The organism is Clostridium sp. LS, assembly GCF_002760435.1.
Lineage (GTDB): Bacteria > Bacillota > Clostridia > Clostridiales > Clostridiaceae > Clostridium.
Genome location: NZ_AUUU01000073.1, coordinates 73,753 through 89,307, shown reverse-complemented (window position 1 = coordinate 89,307; position 15,555 = coordinate 73,753). Strand labels below are relative to the sequence as shown.

Below are 15,555 nucleotides of genomic sequence, written 5' to 3'. Positions count from 1 at the left end.
GAACCTGCGACCTCATGGTCCCAAACCACGCGCGCTCCCATCTGCGCCACACCCCGAGAACATATTTAATTATATATATAAGTGCAATGAATGTCAATATTTTTTGATATACGATAGTTCAAATAATATTATGATTAGGAGGTTAATACAATGTGTGTAAAGGTTTAAAATGGCTAAAATAAGAAATTTAAAGAATAAGTTAGAAAAAGAGGGGATTTTGGACGATATATATAGATTATTAGGATAAATTAAATATTCGCCCAATAACCGAATTGTCCATATTTACTTAAAGTGATATAATTATGTAGTAATTTAGAATAATGGAGGAGGGAAGGTTTTCAAAGACCGATTATTAATGAGAAGTAGAATTCTAGCTGTTACATTAGCAACAGTAATCGTTATAGGTAGTTCAGTACCAGCGTTTGCCACGCCAGATAATCAGCAATTAAGTGATTCGAGACAGAAATATGCAGAAATTGAAAACAAGATATCAGACATCCAGAGTAAAATTTACGATTTAGATATGCAGATAGAGCCGTTACAAACAACAGTAGATAAAAATAAAAAAGAAATAACAAATATTAATAAGGTTATTGATAGCACTACTAAAGATATTGAACAATGCAAAAAAGATATTAATACATTAGATTTGGCTTTAGGACAAAGAGTTAAGTCAATGTATCAATCAGGTGATTTAGAATTCAAATATTTAGATTTTTTACTTGAATCAGAGTCAACAAGTGATTTCTTTTCTAGGGCAGAGGCAGTAAGTAAAATTGTTGGAAAAGATAAATCTGCTATAGAAGATATTGTGAATAAAAAAGATGAATTAAATAATAAGATTCAATCCTTACAAGACAAAAAATCTGACATAGACAAGCTTAATCAAGAAATAAAAACTAGTTTGGATGAATTAGATGGAAAGAAAAAAGAAGAAGAGGCATTAATAAGCCAAGTTAAGGATGAAAAGAAGAACTTTGACACACAATATTTATCGCAACTAGAAAGACAAACTGTACAATCTCAGTTTGATATTATTAGTAATTCTAATAGTTCAACTACAGATCTTCAATCAGCAATTACTCAATTAAGAAGTATTAGAGATAATCAAATTAAGAGTGATATTGTTACCGCAGAAATTAATGATAAAATTGAGAAAGCTAAAGCAATTATATCTTCAAGGAAAGCAGCTGAAGCTAGAGCGGCAACACCAAGTAGAGGTAGAACAGGCTCAGTAGCCGTACCATCAGCTGGAAATGCACAAGCTATTTTAAATGAAGCATATGCACAATTAGGAAAGCCTTACGTATGGGGTGCAACAGGCTCAGACAGCTTTGATTGCTCAGGATTTACTCAATATGTATATTCACACGCAGCAGGAATTGATATATCAAGAACAACATATTCACAAATAAATGTTGGACAACCAGTTAGCCAAGATCAACTTCAACCAGGAGATTTAGTGTTTACACATCCAGGCCATGTTGGAATATATGTTGGTAATGGTCAAATGATTAATGCACCACAAACAGGTGATGTGGTTAAGGTAGCGCCGGTATATAGTTTTTATGCAGCAAGAAGAGTTCTTAATTAGTAAACATAAGAAATTAGTTGTTAATATCTGATTCGAATTTTAGTCCTTTTGTACTCATACAGAAGGGCTTTTTTTATTTAATTTGTGATGTTATAATGTGAAATATGTGATTAAGGATAAAATTTATTGAATTATAAGGAATGTTGTTTAATACATTAAAAGTAAAGGAAGAATAATATGAGTAGCGGACTGGAATATATAAAAGAAGATGAAACATTAGATGATTTGCAACTTAAAGGCTTGAACTTGATTCAAAAAAAGGATGGATTCAAGTTTGGAATAGATGCTGTTTTATTATCTGATTTTGCTTCTATAAAAAATAAACATAAAGTAATAGATTTATGCACAGGAACAGGAATAATTCCATTTCTTATCTATGGTAAATATGAGCCTCAAAGCATATATGGATTAGAAATACAAGAGGATATGGTCGATATGGCTAAAAGGAGCGCAAAATTAAATTCATTAGAAGAAAGAATTCATTTTTTGCATGAAGACCTAAAAAATAAAGATTTTTTAAAACAACTCGATAAATTTGATGTAGTTACGGTAAATCCTCCATATAAGCTAAATAGTTCTGGAATTATTAATCCAAATGACAAGCTGGCTATAGCTAGGCATGAAATATTATGCAATCTAGAGGATGTAATATCTGCTTCGAGAATTTTGCTAAAAGACAATGGGAGGATTTTTATGGTACACAGACCCGAGCGGCTAGCAGATATAATTACTTTAATGAGAAAATATAGAATAGAACCTAAAAGGATAAGAATGATTCACCCTAAGGTGGGAAAGGCTCCTAATATTGTGTTGGTCGAAGGCCAGCGAGATGGCGGGGCTTATTTAAAATGGGAGGCGCCATTATATGTTTATGATGATAATGGACAGTATACCAGGGAAATAGACTCAATATATTGGAGGATATAATATGAATAGTGGAAAATTATATTTAGTACCAACTCCTATTGGAAACCTAAAAGATATTACATTAAGAGCATTAGAGACATTAGAGGAAGTTGATATTATAGCAGCTGAAGATACCAGACAAACACTGAAATTACTAAATCATTTTGGAATAAAAAAGCCTCTATTAAGTTACCATAAATTTAATGAACAAATTAGAAGTGATAAAATTATAGATTTACTCATGGAGGGAAAAAATATTGCGTTGGTATCTGATGCTGGAACACCCGGAATTTCGGATCCTGGAAGTATCATAGTACAAAGATGTATCGAACAAATGATTGACTTTGAAGTATTGCCTGGAGCAACGGCAATAACTACAGCTTTAGTTTATTCAGGCTTAGATACTACAAAGTTTTTATTTAGAGGATTTTTGCCTAGAGAAAATAAAGAAAGAAAAATTATAATAAATGATCTTATGATGAGTCAAGAAACTATTATAATATATGAAGCACCGCATAGGTTATTAGATACTTTAACATTTTTGATGGAATCTTTTGGTGACAGAAAAATAGCCGTGTGCAGGGAATTAACTAAGATGTATCAGGAAATATATAGAGGAACGCTGAAGGAGGCAATAGGATATTTTCTGAAAAATAAGCCAAGAGGTGAATTTGTACTTGTATTGGAAGGAAAAAACATTGAAGAAATAAAAGAAGAACAAAAGGAAATATGGGTTAATTTATCTATTGAAGAGCATATATTGAAGTATATAAATGATGGTATTAATAAGAAAGAAGCAATAAAACTTGTAGCTAAAGATAGAGAATTACCGAAGAGTGAAATTTATAAGTTTTCAACAAACATTTAGCTAACATAAAATCGTGAAAGTTGTTTCTGAGAAACAACTGATATGCATGGGATGCAATAGAGCTTATTTTAAATAGACTATCTCAAATTAACTCTTGAGATAGTCTATTTAAATTTATTTGATAATAGGGAATTTAAGTGTGTAAATTCTATTTATTAGTCTTAATTTCGTCTAGACACTTAGTGCAAATGTTTTTACCTTTGTAGTTTATTACGTCTCTTGCATCTCCACAGAAAATACAAGCTGGTTCATATTTCTTTAAAATTATTTGCTCGCCGTCTACATAAATTTCTAATGCATCCTTCTCAGCAATATCTAAAGTTCTTCTAAGTTCTATAGGAATAACAATTCTTCCTAATTCGTCTACTCTTCTAACTACACCTGTTGATTTCATAAAAAATTCCTCCTAATTCCATGATTCGACATTCTACTATGATATATTACCAAGTATGTAATATAAAGTCAATGGATATTTCGCTTTTATTTATAAGAAATTACAAATTTCAACTTTAATAAACATCTTACATAAAATATACTACCATATTTTAGAAAAGTCAAGAGGATTTATTTTTAAAAGTATAATATTAACTTAAATAAATTAATTAATAAATTATTACTAATCTCAAGGGTTACGTAAGGATATATCAATTTTTAATTTCAAAATGTATTCAATATTTTGAAATTAAATTTACAAGAATAAGAATATAAGTAAATTTTGAACTTTTAAAAAAATAGAGATAATGTAAGTGATAATGTCGACCAATTACATAAATTAGATATTTTTTTATGAGAATTATTTTTTGTAATTAAATATATCGTATAATTTTAGTAACTTTAGGAGAGCTTAAAATTACAAAAGACAAATTTTATGTAATGGTGTTTAAAATAACTTGTAACCAGTTGCTAGTTACTATATAATTTATTTAAAATGGGAAAGTATAGGTGCATAGAAATGGAAAAGAGTTTTGATTCAAATTATATAAAAGAATTAGCAGAGGAAATGTCTAAGAATAGTTCAATATCTTATGAAGATTTTCCAAAGTATGATTTGTTTTTATCTCAAGTAATTGATTATTTGAATGATAAATTTATAGATGAAAAGTTCACTAATAATATAGTTCAAAATTATACCAAAAGTGAAGTTATAACTAAGCCAGAGGACGGTAAAAAAAGAGGATATACTAAGATGCACTTAATACAACTAGTGTTGCTTAGTTATATGAGACCTCTTTTAACTACGGAAGAAATTAAAAAGGTTTTCAGGCTTGCGTTTAATGAAATCAATGATAGAAGCGATGATATTTTATCATGGGAGGAAACATATAAAACCTTTATACAAATTCAAAAAGAAAGTTTTGATGATTATTTAGCTACATCATTGGCTCATGAAAACAAGTTAGAGGAATTAATAAAGAATTTTGATTTAAAAGAAAAAGATAAAGAAAGAATAAAAATATTCCTATTAGTTTTATCCTTAATAGCAGAAGCTAGTGTTATAAAAAAACTAGTTCAAAGGATAGTTAATGAGTATGAGACTGAATAAAAAATAAATCCTATAGATGAATGTAGAATTAAAAACACTTACTTTGTAAGCAATTGAGTTTTCGATGCTTGCTAAGGTAAGTGTTTTAAGGTATAAAGAATTAAAGAATACTAATATACTAAAATGATTGTTAAGATTGATTACAGAGAGGAATAAATTATGGATAAGATTGTTATAAAAGAATCTGTAAGAAATTTAGTAGAATTCTGTTTAAAAAATGGTGATATAGATAATGGGTTTTCAGGAAGTGCAAGAGCAGTAGAGGGCATTAAGGCCCATCAAAAGCTCCAAGATGATAATGATAGAATTTATGAGAACTATGAAAGAGAAGTATATTTAACTTATGAATTTGAACTAGATAAAAGTTTGATTAGCATAGAAGGTCGAGCAGATGGAATAATAATTCAGGCGGATAGAATTATTATTGAGGAAATAAAATCTACATATAAGAGTTTTACATACATAGATGATAGTAATGAAGTGCATTGGGCACAGGCGAAAGTATATGCGTTAATTTATGGGAAGCAGAATGGGTTTCAGGAAATTTATATAAGATTATCTTACATGCAGCTTGAAACCAGTGAAGTGAAAAGTTTTGAAAGGAAATTTACTATAGAGGAATTAGAAGTGTTTACGCTAGGTATATTAAAGGAATACGAGGAATTTAGTATTTTGCTTTTGGAACAAAAGAATATGAGAGATGATTCTATAAGGAAGCTTCAATTTCCTTTTGAAAGTTATAGAGAAGGGCAGAGAAAATTAATTAATATATCGTATCAAACTATAAGAGAAAAAGAAATGTTATTTACCCAAGCTCCTACGGGAATAGGAAAGACTATATCGACGATATTCCCATCAGTAAAAGCTTTAGGAGAAGAAATGGGAAATAGAATACTATATCTTACTGCTAAGACTGTAAATAGAGAAGTAGCTGAAGAAACTTTTAATAAGTTAAGAGAAAGTGGATTGAAGTTTAGGAGCATTGTAATTACTGCAAAAGAAAAAATATGCACTAATAATACTTTTGATTGCAATCCTGAGAAATGTATATATGCCCAAAAGTATTATAGTAAAGTGAAAGATGCAATATTATGTATTATTAAAAATGAAGATAGGATTTCCTCGGAAATATTGCAAAAATATGCTGAAAGATATAAAGTATGTCCATTTGAACTTTCTTTAGATCTAAGCCTTTATTGTGACGGGATTATAGGTGATTATAATTATATGTTTGATCCTAGAGTTTCATTGGGTAGGATTTTAGATAGTAAAGGAAATATTGTATTAATTGATGAGGCTCATAATTTAATAGATAGGGCAAGAAAGATGTATTCTGCATCTATTTCTAAAGATCAAATACTGAAATGTAAGAAGTTAACTAAAGGTAAAATTAATAAGATACATTCTATATTAGGAAAGATTAATAATTATCTTATTGACTTGAGAAATGAATGTGATCATAAAGGTGTGGAATGGTTTTATGAGGAAGAAGCGCCTAAAGAATTAAATAAGTATTTACAACTTTACTTAAAAGAAAGCGAAGAAATACTAGTAAGGGGAAACAAGTTTGATGGATATGAAGATATACTGCAATTATATTTTGATATAAATACGTTTACGTCTACAATGCAATTATATGATGAAAATTACCGAACCTGCATAGAAAAAGAATTACAAGAGCTTAAAGTAACATTATATTGTGTAAATCCGGCAAAGAATCTAAAAGAATATTTAGAAAAATGTTATTCGGTGATTTTCTTTTCGGCGACTATATCACCAATAAAATATTATATAAATATGCTTGGAGGACATGATGAAACATATAGATTAAGGCTTGCATCTCCATTTTCAAAAGAAAATCTAAAAGTTTATATGAGTCCAATTAATATTAGGTATTCTTACAGACAAAAAACATTAAATATAGTGAAGAATAAAATCTGCGAGTTTGTGAGAGAGAGGATTGGAAATTATATAATTTTTTCTCCTTCCTATGCATATTTGGAATCTTTATATGAAGAAATAAATAATTCCAATATAAAAGATTTTGAGATCGTTAAACAAAAATCCAATATGAGTGAAGAAGAAAAAAGTGAATTTTTGAGCAAGTTTAAAGTTAGCAATAATTTATTAATGTTTTGCGTTTTGGGAGGTATGTTTTCAGAAGGGATAGATCTGCCAGGAGAACAATTGATAGGTAGTATAATAATAGGCGTAGGATATCCTATGATAGATATGAAAAACGAAATTATTAAAGAATTCTATGAAGAAAATGGCTATGATTATGCATATGTTTTTCCAGGTATAAATAAAGTCCAGCAAGCAGTAGGAAGAGTTATAAGAACCGAAACTGATGTAGGAAGGGTTTTACTTATTGATGATCGATATTCAACAAATAAGTACAAAATGCTATTACCCAATGAATGGTTGCCTATAAGCAAATATTAATATATTTCGTGTGCTTAAAACAAAAAGTTTATTTATCCATTTAAGTATGTTAAAATATTCATGTTAGTTTTTAGAATAAGGAATATCTAAGTTAATAAATATATAATAATTCTTAGGCTTAACTTGATTAAAAGAATCAATATTCAATCGATAACGTGAAAAAGTAATTATTATGTATAAATAAAAATAATATTTTTAAGTAGAATTAAGGAGCGAGGAAAATGAATATTCCATTAATTGATTTAAAAGCTCAATATAAGTCTATTGCTGAAGATTTAGATAGAGTAACTAAAGAGGTATTGTCTTCTGCAAATTATATTATGGGTAAGAATGTAATAGAGTTCGAAAAAGAATTTGCGGAATATATAGGAGTTAAGCATGCAGTTTCAGTAGGAAATGGAACTGATGCATTGGTTATTGCATTAAAATCTTTAGGCATAGGAATTGGAGATGAAGTAATAACTTCAACATTTACTTATTTTGCTTCAGCAGAAGCTATTTCAGCAGTGGGTGCTACTCCTGTTTTTGTCGATGTTGAAAAAGAAACATTTAATATAGATGCAACTAAAATAGAAGAGAAAATTACTAGCAAAACTAAAGCTATTATACCAGTTCACATATTTGGTCAAAGTGCTAGAATGGATGAGATAAATGAAATTGCAAAAAAATACGATTTAAAAGTAGTAGAAGATGCAGCTCAGGCGGTGGGTTCTAAGTATAAAGGAAGAATGGTTGGAACTTTAGGAAATGCGGCTTGTTTCTCGTTTTTTCCAACAAAAAATCTTTCGTGTGCGGGCGATGGTGGTATGATAGTAACAAATGATGATAATATTGCAACTATAGCGAAGGCACTAAGAACACATGGAAGTGGAGAAACAGGGCAAAAAGCTTATAATCTATTAAATAATATAACAGAAGAAATAGAAACCTTTAAAGGTGGGGATGATACTGTATATAACCCTTTAAAGTATTATAATTATTTAATAGGATTTAATTCAAGATTAGATGCTATTCAAGCAGCAATTTTGAGAGTTAAGCTTCCACATTTAGATAAATGGAATTCAAGAAGAAGAGAAATAGCGGAGATATATGATGAAGAATTAAAAAATTCTAATGTAGTGGTACCTGCTATTGATTCGGAAAACGAGACTATATATCATCAATATGTTCTGCAATGTGATGATAGAGAAGCTATGTTAACTAAACTTAAGGAAAAAGGGGTAGCAACAGGAGTATATTATCCAATTCCGTTACATTTACAAAAGGTATATAAGAATCTTGGATATAAAGAAGGTGATATGCCGGTTGCGGAATATTTATCACATAGAACATTTGCGATCCCAGTTTATCCAGAATTAACAAGAAGTGAAATAAATTATATAGTTGAAAGTATAAAAGCATAATATTAAGATTGTAGTATAAGAGATATTATTTTTAATAAATAAAAAATGCTGAAAAGTGTGAGGATTAATTTATGGATAGAAATTATTTTGTGCATGAGTCAAGTTATGTAGATGATAATGTTAAAGTAGGTGATGGAACGAAGATATGGCATTTTTCTCATGTAATGAGCAATAGTGAGATTGGAGAAAAGTGCAATATTGGACAAAATGTCGTAATATCGCCTGGTGTAAAGATTGGAAACAGAGTTAAAATACAAAACAATGTATCTGTCTATACTGGAGTTATTTGCGAAGATGATGTTTTTTTAGGTCCTTCGTGTGTATTTACTAACGTAGTGAACCCAAGAAGTTTTATTGAAAGAAAAAATGAGTATAAGGATACTATAATTGGTAAAGGTGCATCTATTGGTGCTAATGTAACCATAGTATGTGGTCATAATATAGGTAAATATGCATTAGTAGGAGCTGGAGCAGTAGTTACTAAACATATACCTGATTATGCTTTAGTAGTAGGAAATCCAGCAAGTATGTTAGGATATGTATGCCAATGTGGGGAAAAACTAAGATTTAAAGATGGTCATGCAACTTGTAGTATTTGTGGGAAAAATTATAGTAAAGACAAAGACAAAGTTGAACGTATTTAAATCAGTTAAGAGTTAAGAGTTAAGAGTTAAGAGTTAAGAGTTAAGAGTTGTAGATAAAAATTCTAGAGAATTTTTAAAATTAATTTTGATAAATAACAACATATTTAAAGAAATTCTGTAAGAATTTCATCATTAACTGTTAACTATGCACTGTTACCTGTTAACTGAAAAAAGTGGAGGTATAAGATGTCAATATTAAAACAACAATTATTGGATAAGATAAATAATAAGACAGCAAAGGTTGGTGTAGTTGGATTAGGATATGTTGGATTGCCATTAGCTGTAGAGAAAGCCAATGCCGGTTACCAAACTACGGGATTCGATGTTCAGGAACAAAAAGTAAAGATGGTTAATGAAGGCAAGAATTATATTGGTGATGTTGTAGATGAGAATTTAAAAAAGATAGTAGAAGGAAAAATGTTAAGAGCTACTACAGATTTTAGCTTTGTTAAAGATGTAGATACTATTTGTATTTGTGTACCTACGCCGCTAGATTTATATAAGCAGCCAGACTTATCATATGTTGTAGATTCAACAAAAAGTGTTGCACAATATCTACATAAGGGTATGCTTATAATTCTTGAAAGTACAACATATCCAGGAACAACTGAAGAAGTTCTTAAGCCAATTTTAGAAGAGAGCGGACTCAAGTGCGGTGAAGACTTTTTCTTAGCATTCTCGCCTGAAAGAGTTGATCCAGGTAACAAAGAGTTCAATACTAAAAACACTCCAAAGGTAGTTGGAGGGTGTACAGAAGAATGTACTGAAGTTGCAGCGGCATTATATAGAAATATATTAGAAGGAGATATACATACTGTATCATCACCAGCTGTAGCGGAAATGGAAAAAATATTAGAAAATACTTTTAGAAATATAAATATTGGATTGGCTAATGAAATGGCTATTCTTTGCAATAGAATGGGAATAGATGTGTGGGAAGTTATAGATGCAGCAAAAACTAAGCCGTATGGTTTCATGCCGTTTTATCCAGGACCAGGATTAGGTGGTCACTGTATTCCACTTGATCCATTCTATTTAGAGTGGAAAGCAAAAGAATATGATTATCATACAAGATTAATTGAGACTTCAGGTGAAATTAATGATTCTATGCCTGAATTTGTATTAGATAATGTGATGAAAATTCTAAATAAGAATAAAAAAGCATTAAATGGAGCTAAAGTTCTTTTACTAGGTGTTGCATATAAAAATGATATAGATGATTATAGAGAATCACCAGCGTTCAAAGTAATAGAGTTGTTAGAAAAGAATGGTGCGGATCTTATAGTAAATGATCCTTATTGTCCAATATCTAAATATAAAGGAAAAGTTTATAATTCTGTAGATTGGACGGAAGTTATAGACGATGCGGATATAGTAATTATAACAACAAATCATAGCTGTTATGATTATGAGTCTATTGTTGCTAGGGCGAAGGTGGTATATGATACGAGAAATGCCACTAAAAATGTAGTTAATAATAGGGAAAGAATCTACAAGTTATAGAATAATTAATTTGTTCTGCAAAAGAAGGTATATTACGATGTTTTATTCAAAAATATGCCTTCTTTATTTTTATGGGGAAAATTATATATAATTAGAGGTTTATACAAATTGATGAATGCTTTTATTGACACATATAATAATGAATAATATTATAAGTATAGGACAATTTGCTTTATTGTGAAATTGATTCATAATATAGCGACAATAAGTAATTTAACGACAAAGAGGTTGTTACGTGATGAAAAAAATAATTAGTATATTAACACCAGTAATAATTACTGTTTTTGTAATAGTTGTATTAAATTCGCTTTTGGATAGTAAAATACAGCAATTAACTAATGAAAAAGATATAAGTATGATGGGGAAGCTACCTTTCGATACAGTAAAAGATAAAAGCTCATTAGCTAAAAAAATGTTATCTGATAAGGGAGATATGTTTTTGCTTGGTTCTTCTGAAATTGGGATAAGCGTTCCACAGAATCCATTGGGATTTTTCCCTTTTAAAGGCGGGGAGTATAATTTTAGCTGCTTTGGAAGACCATTTACTCAAGATTTGCAGCAAGCTGCGTATTTAGGTGGTGGAAATGTAAAAGATAATCAAAAAGTGGTTTACATTCTTTCCATTCAGTGGTTTGAAGATGCAAATGGACTTGAACCAGATCAGTATGCAGCTAACTTTTCGGAAGTGCAGTTTTATAACTTTTTTAAAAATCCTAAGATAAGTGAAGAAAATAAACGGTATTATGCAGAAAGAGTGTATGACTTTTTAACAAAAGCTAAAAAAAATCAACCAGAAGCTTATTATGCAAAACTCTATTTAGATTCAAGTGCATTCTCAAATGCACAGAAGATCGTGCTTAAGCCATACTATGAAATTAAACAGTATTTATTAAGTATTCAAGATAAAGCGTTGATTTATGAAAAATTAAAGGGGTTACCAAATAAAAGTTCTGGACAATCATTAAGTGTTATAAATTGGAATGATGAGTATGCCAAAGTTGAAAAAGATAATGAAGCAATTGTATCAACAAACCAATTTAACTTAGATGATAAAAAATATAATCTTAGTCTAAAAAATGAGCTTAATAAACATGAGGGAGAATCAAAAAATGAAAACCTCATTGAATCCAAGGAAATGGGTGATTATAAGTTTTTCTTAAGTGTATGTAAGGATATAGGTATAAAACCATATATAGTTATACCGCCAGTTAATGGATGGTATTACGATTTTGCAGGTCTCGCTAAAAATCAAAGAGATGAATGGAATGAGCAAGTAAAAAAAATTGCAGAAGATAATGGTCTTGAGTTTTTAGACTTGCATGATTATGATTACAAAAAGTATTTTCTAATAGATACGAAACATTTGGGAGAAGAGGGGTGGCTTAAAGTAGATGAAGGAATTTATACACATTTTAATAAGTAATAAAGATTTAAAGAGGGGTGCAATGTTAACAATTGCATTGATAGTAATATTAATAGTATATTTTTTTGAGTCATCATCAGATTTGCCATTTGTTTATAGTCAATTTTAAGTAGCTAAGATTGAAATAAATATATTATATAAGATTGTCAGAAACTTATGGAGGAATTAGAATGACATTAGTTGAATATGGGGATTACTTTTACTTATATATACTTGCGATTGCATTGATACCGGCTATTATTTTAGGTATTCTAGAAAAGAATATTAAATATTATGGGATTTTTATATCGATTTTAATGGCGTTAGCAATAATTGGAGCTGGGTGGGAGTTCCCACTATTTCTGGTTGGTGAGATTACTTTAATTAAGATATATTCTATTTTAAGAACAAAAACGGATAATAAATATTTATATTGTATAATTTTATTTTGTTCGGTTCTACCATTAATTATTCTTAAAGTTAGTGGTGTTCTTACTTTAAAAAGTATTGGATTTATAGGGCTTTCATATATGAATTTTAAGGCAATTCAAATGATTATTGAAATATATGATGAAAATATAAAAGAAGTTAGTATATTAAATACAATATATTTCTTTATATTTTTTACAACATTAACCTCTGGCCCCATAGATAGATCTAGAAGATTTGAAAGGGATTTGGATAAAAAAATAAGTAGAAGTGAATACATAAATGACTATTTAGGCTTTGGTGTAAAAAGAATAATTGTAGGTATAATATATAAATTTGTTATAGCAAATCTAATTAATTCGTTATGGATGAGCCAAATTCCATCACTTGAATTGATTCATGCGAAATCAGTAATTCTTAAGTATTCTATAAACTATATGTATTCATATAGCTTATATTTATTTTTTGATTTTGCAGGATACACAGCTTTTGCCGTGGGGACAAGCTATATTTTGGGAATTAAAATGCCAGAAAACTTTAATAAGCCATTTTTGAGCAAAGACATGAAAGAATTCTGGACCAGATGGCATATATCTTTATCTAAATGGTTTGGGGATTACATATACTCGAGATTTGTATTAAATAGTATGAGAAAGAAAATATTTAAAAATAGATTTATTGCTTCTCATCTAGGGCAATTATTAACTATGTTTATTATGGGGTTGTGGCATGGTCTAAAATGGTACTATATAATATATGGAGTATATCAAGGATTAGCATTAGTAGGTACTGATATATATCAGAGAAAATCAAAATTTTATAAAGCTCATAAAAAGGAAAAATGGTTTCAATATGCTCAAGTTATTGTAACGTTTCACGTAGCGTGTTTTGGACTGCTGTTATTTTCAGGATATTTGTTCAATACCTAGTTTTTAAACAGTTTGTTTTAAGACATAGGTTATATATATAATTTATTTTAATTTCTAAATTTGATTGTAGAATATGATATTACTAATGGTTATCTTGAAATATTAAGATAATCATTTTTTATTGCCGCTTGTAAATTACATATAATTTTTATAAAGGGAATAAATATTAATATAATAAAAATAATAAGTAAAGATAATAAATAGGAAATGGTGATAATATGATAGCTACAAGTTTAAAACAGAAGTTAAAATTATTAATACATCTTATAGTGAAGGTTAAGAAAGATGATGTATTTGCATTAGCATCTCAATTAGCATACTATTTAGTATTATCTTTTTTTCCTTTTATGTTGTTTCTAATGACATTAGTAGGATTTAGTAAGCTAAGTTCAAGAGACATATTGGAACAACTAAATGTCATGCTGCCTAAAAGCGTAATAGAGCTAACACAATCTACTATTAAAGAAGTATTTGATAATCAATATACAGGGTTATTAGGTATATCAGTATTATTAATGGTATGGACAGCTTCATCTGCTTTCAAGGCTGTAATTAAAAGTGTAAATAAGGCTTATAACTTTAGAGAAGATAGATCATTTATTAAGCTTTCACTCATTTCAATGATTGGAATACTGGCTCTTGCCGTAATTATTATATTAACTTTAACAATGCTTGTGTTTGGAAATGTAATAGGTGACCATATTAAGCGTACTTATACATTTTATAAATTAATATTAATTTTTTGGAATGTATTTAGGTACGCATTTATAGTTGTTATCATGGCTATTATTTTTATTTCTATATATAAACTGACTCCAGCAAAGAAGCTTACATGGAGGGAAGTTGTTCCGGGATCTATATTTAGTACAATTGGCTGGATAGTAGTATCTTTTGGATTTTCCTTTTACATTGATAATTTTAGTAATTACTCTAGATTTTATGGAAGTCTTGGGGCGGTATTTATACTTATGACATGGCTGTTTCTTATATCTATTATATTCATTGTAGGTATAGAAATAAACTGTGTGTTAACTGGGATTAAGATTAAAAATCGTAATTATTAATCGAAGGTTATAATTTAAAAGTATTTTTTGTTTTCATGAATATAAATCACTGAAGTGGGTATAACTTTAGAAGAAAAATATTCAGGAGGTAAGATATGAATAAAATAATATTATTAGGAAGATTAGTTAAGGACCCTGAACTTAGGCACACTGAAAATGGGGATAAGATTTACACTAAATTTACAATTGCTGTACAAAGAAATTTTAGATTGCCTGATGGGATTAGAGAAGCTGATTTTATACCAATAAAGGTTTGGGGTAAAAAAGCTGAAGTTATAGTTAAATATGTTAAAAAGGGAAGTCTTATTACTTTAAGTGGAAGACTTAGAACAGGTAGTTATGAAGATAAGGAGGGAAATAGAAAATATATAGCAGAAGTTGTAGCGGAAGACTTTAAATTCCTAGAAAATAAGAAAAATCAAACTCAAGTGCTAGAAAATTAATAAGCTATACATTGGGGTATGTTAGTTTGTTCTAAAAAAATTGTAATTTTATATATTATCAGAGGGTTTATCTAATATGGAATTAATTTTAATTATTAGATAAGCTTTCTATTTGTTAAAAATACATTTTAAGAGCTAAGGGTTTAATAACTTTTATTTAGTAATAGCATGTGCAAAACATTTGATATACAACTAGTAATTTTATAATATTAAATCAATATTACTGGTACAAGTGTATAAGTAGCCATTTGATAAATAAAAAAATATTTATATAAAAAGTGTTGTATTTATATGAGAATGTGTTATAATAATAATGTAAACGATATCTATAATATATTTTTCAATTATGGTGAAACAAAAAAAGAGATTATGAGGTAAAAAA

At 28.9% G+C, this 15,555-nt stretch carries 13 protein-coding genes; 12 read left to right on the top strand and 1 reads right to left on the bottom strand.

Features of this window, described 5'->3' with window-relative positions; all coding sequences use genetic code 11:
- Nucleotides 1-355: 355 nt before the first annotated feature.
- From COL3_RS17175 to rsmI, 3 genes are all read left to right on the top strand, one after another.
- A complete protein-coding gene (locus COL3_RS17175) occupies nucleotides 356-1,594 on the top strand; it encodes a C40 family peptidase (RefSeq protein WP_008429460.1) in 1,239 nt (412 codons plus the stop codon).
- A 177-nt stretch (nucleotides 1,595-1,771) separates the two neighbouring features.
- Nucleotides 1,772-2,521 carry a tRNA1(Val) (adenine(37)-N6)-methyltransferase gene (locus tag COL3_RS17170; RefSeq protein WP_008429459.1) on the top strand — a complete coding sequence of 250 codons (750 nt, stop codon included), beginning with the start codon at nucleotides 1,772-1,774 and terminating at the stop codon, nucleotides 2,519-2,521.
- 1 nt (nucleotide 2,522) lies between these two features.
- Entirely contained in the window at nucleotides 2,523-3,368 is an 846-nt protein-coding gene (gene rsmI / locus COL3_RS17165) for a 16S rRNA (cytidine(1402)-2'-O)-methyltransferase (protein WP_008429458.1), read from the top strand.
- A gap of 148 nt (nucleotides 3,369-3,516) precedes the next feature.
- Here the strand turns inward: rsmI and COL3_RS17160 are convergent, their stop codons facing one another.
- Nucleotides 3,517-3,762, bottom strand: a complete 246-nt coding sequence (locus COL3_RS17160) for an AbrB/MazE/SpoVT family DNA-binding domain-containing protein (protein ID WP_008429457.1) — start codon at nucleotides 3,760-3,762, stop codon at nucleotides 3,517-3,519.
- 558 nt (nucleotides 3,763-4,320) lie between these two features.
- On the opposite strand from COL3_RS17160, the gene COL3_RS17155 reads away from it, so the two are divergent.
- The 9 genes from COL3_RS17155 to COL3_RS17115 all read left to right on the top strand — a co-directional run bounded on the left by COL3_RS17155 (nucleotide 4,321) and on the right by COL3_RS17115 (nucleotide 15,173).
- Nucleotides 4,321-4,911 (top strand): DUF1836 domain-containing protein, encoded by a 591-nt coding sequence (locus tag COL3_RS17155; protein ID WP_008429456.1) that lies wholly within the window; start codon nucleotides 4,321-4,323, stop codon nucleotides 4,909-4,911.
- Nucleotides 4,912-5,070: 159 nt separating this feature from the next.
- Entirely contained in the window at nucleotides 5,071-7,356 is a 2,286-nt protein-coding gene (locus COL3_RS17150) for an ATP-dependent DNA helicase (protein WP_008429454.1), read from the top strand.
- A gap of 221 nt (nucleotides 7,357-7,577) precedes the next feature.
- Nucleotides 7,578-8,759, top strand: coding sequence for a DegT/DnrJ/EryC1/StrS family aminotransferase (locus tag COL3_RS17145; protein ID WP_008429453.1), 1,182 nt, complete (start codon nucleotides 7,578-7,580; stop codon nucleotides 8,757-8,759).
- Between the two features lie 71 nt (nucleotides 8,760-8,830).
- Nucleotides 8,831-9,403 carry an acyltransferase gene (locus tag COL3_RS17140; RefSeq protein WP_008429452.1) on the top strand — a complete coding sequence of 191 codons (573 nt, stop codon included), beginning with the start codon at nucleotides 8,831-8,833 and terminating at the stop codon, nucleotides 9,401-9,403.
- A gap of 186 nt (nucleotides 9,404-9,589) precedes the next feature.
- Nucleotides 9,590-10,906 (top strand): nucleotide sugar dehydrogenase, encoded by a 1,317-nt coding sequence (locus COL3_RS17135; RefSeq protein WP_008429451.1) that lies wholly within the window; start codon nucleotides 9,590-9,592, stop codon nucleotides 10,904-10,906.
- Between the two features lie 238 nt (nucleotides 10,907-11,144).
- Nucleotides 11,145-12,329, top strand: a complete 1,185-nt coding sequence (gene dltD / locus COL3_RS17130; protein WP_008429450.1) for a D-alanyl-lipoteichoic acid biosynthesis protein DltD — start codon at nucleotides 11,145-11,147, stop codon at nucleotides 12,327-12,329.
- Nucleotides 12,330-12,499: 170 nt separating this feature from the next.
- Entirely contained in the window at nucleotides 12,500-13,666 is a 1,167-nt protein-coding gene (gene dltB, locus COL3_RS17125) for a D-alanyl-lipoteichoic acid biosynthesis protein DltB (protein ID WP_008429448.1), read from the top strand.
- Between the two features lie 218 nt (nucleotides 13,667-13,884).
- Nucleotides 13,885-14,730: a YihY/virulence factor BrkB family protein gene (locus COL3_RS17120; RefSeq protein ID WP_008429447.1), complete on the top strand. Its 846-nt coding sequence runs from the start codon at nucleotides 13,885-13,887 to the stop codon at nucleotides 14,728-14,730.
- Between the two features lie 95 nt (nucleotides 14,731-14,825).
- On the top strand, nucleotides 14,826-15,173 hold the full coding sequence (locus COL3_RS17115) for a single-stranded DNA-binding protein (protein ID WP_008429446.1): 348 nt from the start codon (nucleotides 14,826-14,828) through the stop codon (nucleotides 15,171-15,173).
- Nucleotides 15,174-15,555 lie beyond the last annotated feature (382 nt).

Coding starts and splice junctions, on each gene's coding strand:
- COL3_RS17175 (WP_008429460.1), top strand. CDS start 356: ATGAGAAGTAGAATTCTAGCTGTTACATTAGCAACAGTAATCGTTATA.
- COL3_RS17170 (WP_008429459.1), top strand. CDS start 1,772: ATGAGTAGCGGACTGGAATATATAAAAGAAGATGAAACATTAGATGAT.
- rsmI (WP_008429458.1), top strand. CDS start 2,523: ATGAATAGTGGAAAATTATATTTAGTACCAACTCCTATTGGAAACCTA.
- COL3_RS17160 (WP_008429457.1), bottom strand. CDS start 3,762: ATGAAATCAACAGGTGTAGTTAGAAGAGTAGACGAATTAGGAAGAATT.
- COL3_RS17155 (WP_008429456.1), top strand. CDS start 4,321: ATGGAAAAGAGTTTTGATTCAAATTATATAAAAGAATTAGCAGAGGAA.
- COL3_RS17150 (WP_008429454.1), top strand. CDS start 5,071: ATGGATAAGATTGTTATAAAAGAATCTGTAAGAAATTTAGTAGAATTC.
- COL3_RS17145 (WP_008429453.1), top strand. CDS start 7,578: ATGAATATTCCATTAATTGATTTAAAAGCTCAATATAAGTCTATTGCT.
- COL3_RS17140 (WP_008429452.1), top strand. CDS start 8,831: ATGGATAGAAATTATTTTGTGCATGAGTCAAGTTATGTAGATGATAAT.
- COL3_RS17135 (WP_008429451.1), top strand. CDS start 9,590: ATGTCAATATTAAAACAACAATTATTGGATAAGATAAATAATAAGACA.
- dltD (WP_008429450.1), top strand. CDS start 11,145: ATGAAAAAAATAATTAGTATATTAACACCAGTAATAATTACTGTTTTT.
- dltB (WP_008429448.1), top strand. CDS start 12,500: ATGACATTAGTTGAATATGGGGATTACTTTTACTTATATATACTTGCG.
- COL3_RS17120 (WP_008429447.1), top strand. CDS start 13,885: ATGATAGCTACAAGTTTAAAACAGAAGTTAAAATTATTAATACATCTT.
- COL3_RS17115 (WP_008429446.1), top strand. CDS start 14,826: ATGAATAAAATAATATTATTAGGAAGATTAGTTAAGGACCCTGAACTT.